The following is a 12,026-nucleotide window of genomic DNA, read 5'->3' as shown; positions in this document are numbered from 1 at the left end:
AGCCTCCTACCCGATTCTATCAAAGCATTTAATGAATAAACGGATTTGCATCTGTTTGTCCGATAACCAATTTCACTTTAATTTTTATCAATAATTATCATTTTTTATTTAAAAATTATTTGAGTTAGTATAAAATACAAATGGAAGAGTAAAAATAGAAATGAGGGATAAAATGAAAGAATATCAATTAGGCAAGCAAGTTAGCCAAAGAATTGTCGATGGAATATTGCAGGGATATAAAAATTACATTCAAGAACGAATTGAGAAAAGTCAACAAATGAAAATAAGTAGCGCTTATGCATGGGTAAAGGGAAATCATATAGATGATCAAACAGCGATTAAATGTGAGGAAATTGGTATTAAATTCAATAAGGCTAGAGCTGGATATACATGGGGATACCTACAATTTATTGATGAAAATGAGAGTTCTATGTACATCATTAGAAATAGTAGGTATTTTGATGAAGAAAATTTCTCAAAGGGAAGAAAAGTTACTGGTGAGAGAAATAGAGACCAGGAAAATGAGAACTATTTAAAAAAGTTATCAAAAATCAATCAAAATATACAATTTCCAACTGAACCAACTCTGTTTATGGATGAAACTGACGTTCATAAAAGCATGACTCTCTTCGATGATGCAGTTATGAAATCTCTTCTAGATTCGGATGTGGCTAAACTACAACAGGAATTTAATAAATTTTATATTATTACGTATGAAATTGACCAAGCTAATATGATTGCTAGTATTAAGGTTTGGCTCCCTAATCCTGAAAATGATAAGGCCTACTTGGTAGAAGACTTAACTGATTTAATTAACACTAGTTCTATAGACCTTACAGATTTGGATACATCTGTACTTGAGAACGATCAATTAGAGTTTAACAATGAATCTACTAACGCAATTGATTATGATATATTCCACGAGGATGATCTTTCTAAAGAAGATAAAAAATAACAAATGTTGTTGTCTCAATATTTAGGAGGTAGATTATATGTTTGTTGGTAATACCTTATCCAACATTCGAATTCTTCATGGTTATACAAGGAAACAGCTTGCTGAATTACTTAATATTACTGAGCAGGCCGTTTGGCAATATGAAAACGGATATATGTCTCCTAAAATGGAAATTGTGAATGAATTAAAGAAAATTTTTAGTGTAAAAAGTAGATATTTTTATAACGAAGATTTATTGAGTAAGAATAATGATATAAAAATTAATCAAAACCATATTGCATACAGAGCCACTACAATTAACAGTGTTCAAAAAACACAATTTGAAGCTAAACATGTTGAATTTGTTGATGCATTTTTGAGATTAGTTGAAAAAAAGATACATTATCCCAAAAATGAAATAGTTCAACTTAGAGAAAAAGCAATAGAAATAATGAATGATGATGGTTTCGAAAGGAAAGAAAATATTAAACGTATAGCTAACTATGCTAGAGAGTTTCTAGATTTAAACAATAAGGGGAATGGTAGTTTACTATTTATGCTTGAAAAGAAAGGCGCTTTCGTATATGAAAAAGCAATAGGTGAAAAGATAGATGCATACAGTGTTTGGTCAGACAACGGAAAGCCATATATTATTCTTGGCAATATAAAAAAATCTGCTGTAAGACGTAATTTTGACCTTGCACATGAATTAGGACATTTATTGTTACATTATAAGGTTGAGTTTGGTGTACTAGATAAAATGTCATATCGTGAATATGAAAATGAAGCAAATTTGTTTGCTTCAATATTCTTATTACCTGAAGAGGAATTCATTAACGATTTTAATTGTTTAGCAAAGAAATCTAATCCCGATTCTTATTTAGATCTGAAAAAAAAGTGGCTTGTTTCTATACAAGCACTTGCTCATCGAGCATATTCTTTAGGATTAATAAATTATCAACAATATAGGTATTTCAACATAATGATTAATAAAAACGGATATAAAGTTAATGAACCGTTAGATAGTGAAATCAAGATTATTAAACCAGGAAAAATTAAAAGTATTTTGCAACTTTTATTTGAGAAGGACCATCTGTCGTTAAATACACTATTAGATACTCTTATGGTCGATACTAAATTTTTTACTAAGATACTTGGAATTGAGGAAACCTTTTTTGAGAATTATTCAGAACGGAAATTTAGACAATTTACACTTTCTGATTTAACTTTTAAAACAAAGTAATATTCTTTAAGTTTCTAGAATGCCATCAACTGAAAAAAACAGTTGGTGGTTTTTTTATGTTTGTACGCATGGCGATTAACTAGTGTAAGTCCATCTGAATCCTCTCTGGTGTCATCTTTATTTAAGTATAAAAATAATAAAAAATATTCAGAATATTATTGCTTTAATTGTATACAATTTATATAATAGTATACAGATAATTATTCTATTTTTATTTATATTCTGAATATTTTAAAGATGGGAGAGGGTTTGGTGAAGCTTTTGAGGGAAATGCCATTATACGAACAAGCCTATAATCAACTCAAACAAAATATAATGAGCGGATTATATAAACCTGGGGAAAGACTTACAGATTTACGTCTAACAGAGGATCTTGGATTTAGTAGGACACCTATTCGGGAAGCTTTAAAACAATTAATAAATGAAGGTTTATTAGTAAATGAGCCTAATAAAGGTGTTTCTGTATTTAACCCTGTTTTAGAGGATATTGCTGAAGTTTATGCGTTAAGGGCTTCAGTAGAGGGAACTGCAGCTGGACTAGCAGCGCTAAATGAGAAAAGAAAACAATATCTATATTACATGATGGAATTAATTGAACTATCCGAAATTGCCGAGAAAAATCAAGATATCAAGGTTTTAACTGAAAGCAATATAAAATTTCATGATTACATTTTAAAGGCAAGTGGTAGCAAACAATTATTTTATATGCTTGAACCTTTGAGAGCAAAAGGCTTATTAATTAGATCTAGCTCTCTTTCAAATAAAAGGCATTCTGAGGTTTCAATATCAGAACATAGACAGATTTTTGAAATGATTAAAAATGGCGATTCAAAAAGAGCTGAAGAATTTATAAGGAATCATATTTTGTCAGCGGGTTATCGATTGCTTATAAAAAATAATGAAGGACAACAATTGGATAATCTCCCGATTTTTAAATTTTTCAAATACAGACAGGTTGAGTAAGGGGGGTTAACATGCATAATGAACAAATAGTTCTTTCATATGAGGAATTAACAATAAAAACGAAGCAATTATTAAACCATTTAAAAGTACCAGAAAATGAATCTGCGATTTTAACGGATACCTTATTGGATGCTGAAATAAGAGGTACCTATTCACATGGGTTAATAAGACTTCCATTTTACGAAAAACGCATCTTGTCAGGGGCAATTAAAGTTCCTACAAGCCTGGATATTGTAAAAGAAAAGGAAGCAGTTTCTGTTATTGATGGGAATGATGGTTTAGGAACAACCATTTCGCATTTTGCTATGGTTAAGGCAATATCGAAAGCAAAGAAATATGGCGTTGGTATCAGTTCAGTTCGGAATAGTCAACACTTTGGTACAGCAGGTTATTATGCAAATTTGGCAACTAGGGATGATATGATTGGTCTTGTATTTACAAATGCCTCGCCACGATTAGCGCCATGGGGTGGAGTTGATACTATGCTTGGTAATAATCCATGGTCCATAGCATTACCAACAAGTGATCCTGAATTACCCTTTGTGCTAGATTTGTCAAATAGCATTGTAGCTGCTGGGAAAATTAGAAAAGCAGCAGAACTTGGAAAAACTATACCGGATGGGTGGGCATTAGATAGTCAGGGGAATCCAACAAATGATCCCTATGAAGCTTTACGAGGAGTTTTGTTGCCAATGGGAATGCATAAAGGCTACGGTATTACCCTAGCTATTAGTCTTCTAACTTCTGGTTTATCAGATGGAGTTTGGGATATAGATGTAAACCCAATTGATGAAATAAATAAAACTCAAAGAGTAAGCCATTTATTTATTGCGATAAATATAGATTTTTTCTTGGATATAAATAAGTTTAAGTCGTTCATAGAAGAAAAAATAGTAATGCTACGTAATTCCAAGAAGGTAAATGGAGTTGAGAAAATCTTCTTTCCTGGGGAAAGGGGTGGGATTAGTAGAAAAATAGCTTTAAAGGATGGAGTAAAGCTTAACCTTAATTCCTTTAAAGAAGTAATGAGAATAGCAGAAAAATATAACTTAAACTTTTTATGAGAGGAGAATATGAATGAACCATAGATTATTAATCATGTTATTAATTTTTGTATTAAGCGTATTAGTCGTTGCAGGGTGTTCTACTAATACAACGTCTCAAGGAAATGAGGGCAGTACTTCTAAAGAAGCCTTCCCAACTAAGGAAATACATTTAGTTATTCCTTTCTCGGCAGGTTCGGGCGCTGATATCTTTGCTAGAAAGTTAGCAAAATTAGCTGAAGCTGAACTGGGCCAAAAAATTGTAGCAGAAAATAAGCCCGGTGGTAGTGGCTCTATTGCCTTAGCTTATGTATTATCTCAACCAGCTGATGGGTACACAATAGCCACTCATTCTAGAACATTTAGTTTCTTATTAGGTGGCGGAGAGGCACCATTCGAACTAAAAGATTTTGATGCAGTGGTTCGAATTAACGGAGAATCTTCAGCCCTTATGGTAAATACGGAAGGCCAATTCAAAAGCCTAGAAGATTTTGTGAATTATGCTAAAGAGAACCCTGGGAAACTTAAAGTAGGTGGCCCTGGAACAGGATCCTTCCATCACATGGTAGCAATGTTATTAATGGAGAAAGCAGGTATTGAATTTACATGGATCCCTTATGATGGTGGCAAAGAGGCAGTTCTTGATCTATTAGGTAAGAATGTCGATGCTGTTATAGCAACAGCTAGTAACGCTAAAGCTCAGATTGATAGTGGAAATATTGCAGTATTAGCAAATAGTGTTTCTGAAACCGTTAGTGGTATTCCTACCTTTAAAGAAAAGGGTTACGACATTGAAGAAATTCTGTGGAGAGGCGTATTTGTTAAGGCAGGTACTCCTGATGAACGGGTTAAAGCTTTAGAAGAAGCATTTAGCAAAGCAATTCAAACCCAAGAGTGGGCTGATTATCAAAAGGAGTTTGAACAAGAGGATGCATTTATGTCTTCCAGTGATTTTAATCCATATTTAGTAAATGAGGTTGAGAAAACAATGCAATTCCTACAGAACATTAATAAATAAAAAGGGGAGATTTGTTTGTACTTTAATTTAAAAAAAGGAACCCTATTACTCTCTTTAGTCTTTCTAATAGTTGTAATTGTAGGTTTTATCAAAGTTCAAACGTTTCCAAGTCCAACCTCAAAAACCCTTGGGCCTGGTTACATGCCCAAAGTGTTAATGAGCGGTTTGTCCTTATTCGCATTATACCACATAGCACAAAGTATAAATCCTAAATTTAAAGATACTAAAGTCTATATCGGAGATATTAAATTACAAATCGCCACACTTTTATCCATAGTAATTTACCTTATTCTTATAAAGTTCCTTGGATTCTATGTTAGTACGACTATTTGGTTATTTGGTATCTTCTCAATTTTCCTTGAAAAGAAATATGTTCAATCATTAATTTATACTATTCTTTTATTAGGAATAGTATATGGACTATTTGGGAAATTATTACAAGTTAATTTTCCAAGATCAATATTTTGGTAGAAGGGGGATAGTTAATGGGAAATTTATTACTGGGGATTGACGTAGTATTTTCATTTCAAAATATCCTTGTAATTGTCATTGGAACTTTAATCGGAATGTTAGTTGGGGCACTTCCTGGCTTAGGTCCCTCAATTGGCGTTGCATTACTACTTCCCTTTACTTATAATCTATCGCCTGTAGCATCACTATTATTGTTAGTGGCATTATACCAAGCTGCCGAGTATGGTGGGTCTATTTCCTCTATTCTATTAAGTACACCGGGAACGCCTGCAGCTGTAGCTACATTGCTTGACGGTTATCCCATGACGAAACAAGGTTATCCAGGTAAAGCATTAGGTTATTCTTTAACAGCTTCAACAATTGGTGGTTTTTTTGGAGTAATTGTCTTAATGACATTATCTATTCCTTTAGCAAAGTTAGCGTTAAAATTTGGTCCTCCAGAGTATTTTGCTTTAGGTGTATTAGGATTAACAGCTGTGGCTAGTCTTAGTAGTAATTATCTAAGCAAGAGTTTATTATCAGCTCTCTTTGGTTTATTTATAGCAACTATTGGGATTGATGTAATTACGGGTTACTCTAGATTCAGTTTTGGAATGCCTGAGCTATACGAAGGATTGAATCTCTTACCAATTTTAATCGGACTATTTGCAGTATCAGAAGTTCTAAAACTAATCGGTGAAGATTTAAATACTCAATTAAAGATAAAAGCAAAGAATTTTAAGGTAGGGATAAGTTTTAATGAATTAAAAGTAGTGAAGAAAGCGATAGGTATTGGTTCAATAATCGGTTCATTTGTAGGAGTATTTCCTGGAATGGGAGCAGGACCAGCCTCATGGTTTGCTTATAATGAAGCAAAAAGAGTATCAAAGAATCCTGAAAAGTTCGGTAATGGCTCACCTGAAGGTATTGCTGCTCCAGAATCAGCCAATAACGCAGCTGTTGGTGGCGCACTTGTACCATTATTAACTTTAGGAATTCCTGGCTCCCCAACGACGGCAATCATGTTAGGTGCTTTAATTATTCAGGGCATTCAACCAGGTCCGCAAATTTTCGATAAAAATCCTGATTTAGTTTATGGACTATTCGTGGGATTATTAGTTGCTACCGCTTTAATGTGGTTTTTAGGCCAAATTACAACCAATATTTGGGCACGGGCTGTCGCCATTCCAAATAGAATATTGGCCCCAATCATTCTATTAATTTCGATGATAGGGGCATATGTGGCAAGAAACTTAGTTTTTGATATTGGTATTATGCTTGTATTTGGAGTTTTAGGTTATTTATTAAAGAAATTTAACTATTCCCTTCCTTCAGTAGTTTTAGGATTTATCTTGGGTGGAATGATAGAATCTAATTTACGGCGTTCTTTGTTGCTTTTTGATGGTAATTATTCAGGATTCTTTTCTAGACCAGTGGCACTGTTTATTTTATTGCTAGCTTTTTTATCGATCATAAGTTTTATTCATAGATTAAATAAAGAAAAGAAAAAGGGACAAAAGGAGGAGTTTTAAATATGAGATTAATTGCAGTATTAAATGAAAATGATAATGTTGCAACGGCGCTAACACATATTGAGAGAGGTACTGAGCTTACATGGAAAACTTCAAAAGGAAGCTTTAAAATTACAACAAATGAAAAAATCCCATTAGGTCACAAGGTTGCCTTAGAAGCTATTTCAATCAAAGGAAATGTTATTAAATATGGTGAAGTTATCGGTATTGCTAAGGATGAAATTAAAGTCGGAGATTTAGTTCATGTTCATAACATTGAAAGCATTCGTGGGCGTGGCGATCTAGCAAAGGAGGCAAAATAGATGAATAGAACATTTTTAGGATACAGAAGACCAGATGGAACTGTAGGTATAAGAAATAATGTAGCGATTTTAGCGGCTATGGATAATTCAAATGGTGTTGTAAAAAAGGTTGCTAACCAAGTAAAAGGAACAATCCCAATCCCAATTTGGTATGGTAGAGGTCAATTTGGCCAAGATGAACAACTTACCTTTAATACACTTGTTGGTATAGGAGCTAACCCAAATTTCCATAGTGTACTTGTAATAAGTCTTGAGAAAGTATCAGCAAATAAATTAGCGGATGCAATTAGAGATAGAAGTAAGAAGAATGTAGTAGCGCTAAGTATACAGGACTGTGGAAACAGTATTGATGCAGTTGCTGAAGCTACTAAAATTGCAGCACAAATGGTAAGTGAAGCATCTGAACAACAAAAAGAAGAGTTTGATTTTAGTAACTTAGTAGTTGGAGTAGAATGTGGGGGTTCTGATACTACCTCGGGTATTGCAGGAAACCCATCTCTCGGTTATATCGCAGATATGATTGTTGCAGCAGGTGGTACGGTAATTCTATCAGAAACATCTGAGTTTTTAGGTGCTGAGCATATATTACAAAAAAGAGCGAAAACACCTGAAGTTGGAGAAAAAATAATTGAGATTGTTAACAATGTCGAACTTGAGGCAAATAAAAGAGGGGTTAGTATATTAGGTGCTAACCCAGTTCCAGATAATATTGCAGGTGGTATCTCAACAATTGAAGAAAAATCCCTTGGAGCGATTATAAAGGGTGGAACTACAGAAATTCAAAATGTATTAACATTTGCGGAACCCCCACAGGGTAAAGGATTATTTATTATGGATACACCAGCTCCAGCAAGTGAATCAATGACCGGGATTTCAGCGGGAGGGGCACAAATTATTTTATTCTCTACAGGTAAAGGAAATATTATGGGTTCCCCTATTTCTCCGACAATAAAAGTATCAGGAAATCCTGAAACGGTAGTGAAAATGAAACCAAATATAGATTTTGACGTAACTGCCTTATTTAAAGGTGAAAAACCATTATCAGACGTAGGTGAATTGTTGGCAGACCATGTGGTGAAGGTTTGTAGTGGAAAGATGACAAGCTCTGAAATACTAGGAGAAGAAGAGATTGCTTTAAATAAAATTCAACCAACCGTTTAGAATGTTGAAATTAACTAGTTTTAGGAACATTACAATAATTGCAATTGCAAGAGTTTATATGAAGGGTAAGATGATTAGACCATCAACTGAAAAAAACAGTTGGTGGTTTTTTTAGTTCGCCCTGCATAGTGAGAAGATATTCACTACTTAGTAACCTTTACTGTAAGGTAAAACTAAACACACAGAAGTCAGTTCGAGTCGTAGTGCGTGCGTGGCAGCACGATCATCAGGTGGGTTAAAGTCCCGCTGAGCCTCGGACTAGGGGGCTCATATCCAAACCCGGGGGTAATGCCTCGGGGGCCGGCAATTTTGTTGCCGGAGGGCAGGGCGTCTGTCGTGAGGCAGAGTCTGAAGGGCTTGAGGAGAAGTACCAGGGCGTAGTGAAACGGGGCTGCCCGAATTGCGAACCGGTCGGCCAAAGATGGGGCAAGGTCGAGTCTGCACTATGGAGACGAAGGCGTTCTAGTCCACCCATCGCACCAAGGTGTGTGCGGACGGCATGGTACGGAAGATGACGATGTGACCAACGGAGATCTCGTCATGTCTGAAACCAATGCACTTGCAGGACGAGTGGGTAAATAAAGTCGAAGCGGTCGTGCCGCGCCCGCCGCTTCAAAGAACGCGCGGCAGTTTCAGTAACGGATGTTATAAGGAAACCCCGAAGTGCATACCGTACGCATGGCGAGAAGTCGGAGAGCCGCGTAATACTTTGGAACGGACGAACAACAGAAACGTTCGGATCAACCGCCCTGGTGCGGTTGGCTTCTGCTCACTCAAAAGGTGATGCAGAAGGGGAAGGCGGCTCGCTTTATGGAGACCAGAACTGGAGTGAGTTTCGCGAGTAGGCGGCAAGGAACGGATAGTTCCCTATGTGAAAGACCCAAAACTTGCAGGCGGAGGACACGGAACGCATGAAAGCAGAAGGCACAGGACGAAAGGTTCATTCGTTAATCGACAAAGTGTATCACAGAACGAACTTGGAAATGGCATGGGAATCGGTGAGAGCAAACGGAGGAAGTAGTTTAGATGAGTGGCTGAGAAGTCGCATACGAATGGTGACCTGGAAACGATGGAAACGAATCCGGACACGCTTTGAAAACCTCAAGAAGGCAGGTGTGAGTGAGGAGCAAGCGTGGATGTGGGCGAATACAAGAAAAGGCTATTGGCGTACTGCCCATAGCCCTATCTTGACAAAAGCCCTATCCAACGAGCGATTTAAGCGGGCTGGATATCTTAGTTTTAGTGAGTGTTATTCTGCGAAGTGACGTGTAAACTTTGGAAGCGCCGTATACCGAACGGTACGTACGGTGCTGTGGGAGGTCGGTTGGTCAAATAATGGCCAGTCTCCTACCCGATCGAATAAAAGGATTACCATCATTACTAAAAATAGAACTCTACGATAATTCTATAAAAAGTTATCTTTTAAATTTATAGATATTACTGAGCAGTTCATGTACTAAAGTTACTGGATTGCTGTCACGGCTAAAAATTTCATTTCCCAAATTTCTTTGATGTTCAACTAACTTATGAGCATTGCTAATAGCCACTTCTTCATATGAGGCGAGCAGATGATAAACATTTTTATTTTTTTCATAGTTGCTAATATGGTTATTCAATTGATGAATTAGATCGTTATTTAAAAAATACCTTGTTGTGTACTCATAATGAAGATAAAACCATATTTCAAAACTAGGATTAGATAATGAAATTTTGACGTTGTGACGATTAGCGATTGTTTTTGCATTGATTAATTGTTGATTGGTATTATTGTCAACATCAAATACACACCATATGATATCTTTTGAATCATATTGATCTTTCTTACGAACTACTTCTTTAACAATAGATTCAGCATCTTTGGCATTCGTTTCTAGTATCTTAATTTCACATCTGGTGCTTTGTTTAAAATTTGAGAAATAAAGCTTTTCTGTCTTTTCCCCTTCACAAAAGATAATAATTTTATTTAAACGTTCTCTGGTGTTTTGTTTTCTACTTCGTTGACTTTCAAAGTTTCTATGAAATCTTCGTCCCATAAAAGACCCTCTCCAATATAAGGAACTGCTCCATATCTTCCTTCTAAATACCCTTTTTCATAGTTTTCATCTTTTCTAGTTTTAATTTCTAATAAAGAGTATAAAGAAGAGGACTGTAATTGATAGCTTTTCTCTGTAAACCAAATTTGATCCCTGCGAAAAATATCTCTTCTTAACAAGTTAGTAGAATGGGTAGTAAAAATTAATTGAGCATTTCCAATATTATGATTACCATGAAATAATTTTATCAAAAATCGGATAATATTGGAATGAAGGCTTGTTTCTAATTCATCAATAATTAAAACTTTTCCATTTATTAACGCATCTATCCAATTACCAACTAAATTAAAGATTTTATTCGTCCCTGCAGATTCTTCTGTTAAGCTTAAAGGAATTTTTACCTGATTACCTTCTAAATCAACTCCTTTATGGTATAGCTTAATATCATCACTAGTTGTTACTTTAAATTGAATCTTCCCAAGTTTGTCGTCTTTTTGTTGATATTGTTGGATCCCTTTAAAAATAATTTCTTTAGGCATATTTTCAGGTAAATTATCCTCTGAAAAGTTATGATAGTTAATATCAAAGTCTAAAATGCCTAAGTCAGCCTCTGAAAGAAATTTGTTAATAATATGTTTAAATTTTTGGTCTTTAGACCTTTTAAGGGTAAGATCTGCATTAAAGGAATCATTTAAAAAAATTTGTAGCTTCTCTTTAAACCATTTAAAAGGAACTGCCATAGGTTCATAATTCCATTCTGTAGCAGTTGATAAATATAAACGATTTTCAAGAGTTCTTTTTGATAACGTTTCTTGTTCTTCTTTATCTTGATTAAACTTATATTTATATTTACCGTTTATCAAAAGTCTTTCAAAGATAAGTTTTTGTCTTCCTTTTGGATAGAAATATAAATACTCTTCGTGTACTTCCTTCTGATCAATCTTAAATCCATATACATATTTAACTCCATTTGCAACAAAGAAGATTTCAAATAGGCTAGGTCTAAGTTCGCTTTTTTTGTCAAGTTTAAAAGGGATAACTGGGATCGTATCGCCTTTTTGAATTTTATGACCTTCTACGATATATTCTCTCATAAAATTTAAAGCATGGATAAAATTGGTTTTCCCAGAGGCATTAGAGCCATAAATAACCCCTGTTTTTAATAAGGATTCTTTTGAAACTAGGGAATTCTTAAATATATTTGCATAGTTTTTTGGTTGTATTAGATTTTCAATCAAAGTACGATCCTTGGATGCAACCATACTTAATGTAACTCTCTCTTTAAAGGATAAAAAATTTTCAACACTAAATTCCATAATCATAATGAATCAACACCTATTTATCAAA

General features: G+C 34.7%; 11 protein-coding genes. 9 read left to right on the top strand and 2 right to left on the bottom strand.

What is annotated here, in order from left to right; all coding sequences use genetic code 11:
* Positions 1–172 precede the first annotated feature (172 nt).
* The 9 genes from U473_RS11495 to U473_RS11455 all read left to right on the top strand — a co-directional run bounded on the left by U473_RS11495 (position 173) and on the right by U473_RS11455 (position 8,646).
* On the top strand, positions 173–955 hold the full coding sequence (locus tag U473_RS11495) for a spr1630 family ClpXP-sensitive toxin (protein WP_068727666.1): 783 nt from the start codon (positions 173–175) through the stop codon (positions 953–955).
* A 37-nt stretch (positions 956–992) separates the two neighbouring features.
* Positions 993–2,177 (top strand): spr1629 family repressor/antitoxin, encoded by a 1,185-nt coding sequence (locus U473_RS11490; protein WP_068726500.1) that lies wholly within the window; start codon positions 993–995, stop codon positions 2,175–2,177.
* Between the two features lie 270 nt (positions 2,178–2,447).
* Complete coding sequence (locus U473_RS11485; protein ID WP_161937332.1) at positions 2,448–3,140, top strand: GntR family transcriptional regulator; 693 nt, start codon at positions 2,448–2,450, stop codon at positions 3,138–3,140.
* A gap of 11 nt (positions 3,141–3,151) precedes the next feature.
* On the top strand, positions 3,152–4,204 hold the full coding sequence (locus U473_RS11480; RefSeq protein ID WP_068726496.1) for an Ldh family oxidoreductase: 1,053 nt from the start codon (positions 3,152–3,154) through the stop codon (positions 4,202–4,204).
* A 13-nt stretch (positions 4,205–4,217) separates the two neighbouring features.
* Positions 4,218–5,201 carry a tripartite tricarboxylate transporter substrate binding protein gene (locus tag U473_RS11475; protein WP_068726494.1) on the top strand — a complete coding sequence of 328 codons (984 nt, stop codon included), beginning with the start codon at positions 4,218–4,220 and terminating at the stop codon, positions 5,199–5,201.
* Between the two features lie 15 nt (positions 5,202–5,216).
* Complete coding sequence (locus U473_RS11470; protein WP_068726491.1) at positions 5,217–5,672, top strand: tripartite tricarboxylate transporter TctB family protein; 456 nt, start codon at positions 5,217–5,219, stop codon at positions 5,670–5,672.
* Between the two features lie 14 nt (positions 5,673–5,686).
* Positions 5,687–7,183: a tripartite tricarboxylate transporter permease gene (locus tag U473_RS11465; RefSeq protein ID WP_068726489.1), complete on the top strand. Its 1,497-nt coding sequence runs from the start codon at positions 5,687–5,689 to the stop codon at positions 7,181–7,183.
* A gap of 2 nt (positions 7,184–7,185) precedes the next feature.
* The gene (locus tag U473_RS11460) at positions 7,186–7,485 is read left to right on the top strand and encodes a UxaA family hydrolase (protein WP_068726487.1); all 300 of its coding nucleotides are present in this window, start codon (positions 7,186–7,188) and stop codon (positions 7,483–7,485) included.
* Positions 7,486–8,646 carry a UxaA family hydrolase gene (locus U473_RS11455; protein ID WP_068726485.1) on the top strand — a complete coding sequence of 387 codons (1,161 nt, stop codon included), beginning with the start codon at positions 7,486–7,488 and terminating at the stop codon, positions 8,644–8,646.
* A 1,415-nt stretch (positions 8,647–10,061) separates the two neighbouring features.
* Here U473_RS11455 and U473_RS11445 read toward each other — a convergent pair.
* Together U473_RS11445 and U473_RS11440 are read right to left on the bottom strand one after the other, a co-directional pair.
* Complete coding sequence (locus tag U473_RS11445; RefSeq protein ID WP_068726483.1) at positions 10,062–10,679, bottom strand: RloB family protein; 618 nt, start codon at positions 10,677–10,679, stop codon at positions 10,062–10,064.
* Positions 10,610–12,001: an AAA family ATPase gene (locus U473_RS11440; RefSeq protein ID WP_068726481.1), complete on the bottom strand. Its 1,392-nt coding sequence runs from the start codon at positions 11,999–12,001 to the stop codon at positions 10,610–10,612. Before U473_RS11440 ends, U473_RS11445 begins: the two co-directional genes overlap by 70 nt.
* Positions 12,002–12,026: the final 25 nt, after the last annotated feature.

The organism is Tepidibacillus decaturensis, from assembly GCF_001561915.1.
Lineage (GTDB): Bacteria > Bacillota > Bacilli > Tepidibacillales > Tepidibacillaceae > Tepidibacillus_B > Tepidibacillus_B infernus.
The sequence above is the reverse complement of the archived record's forward strand: the minus strand, read 5'-3'. Positions and strand labels throughout refer to the sequence as shown.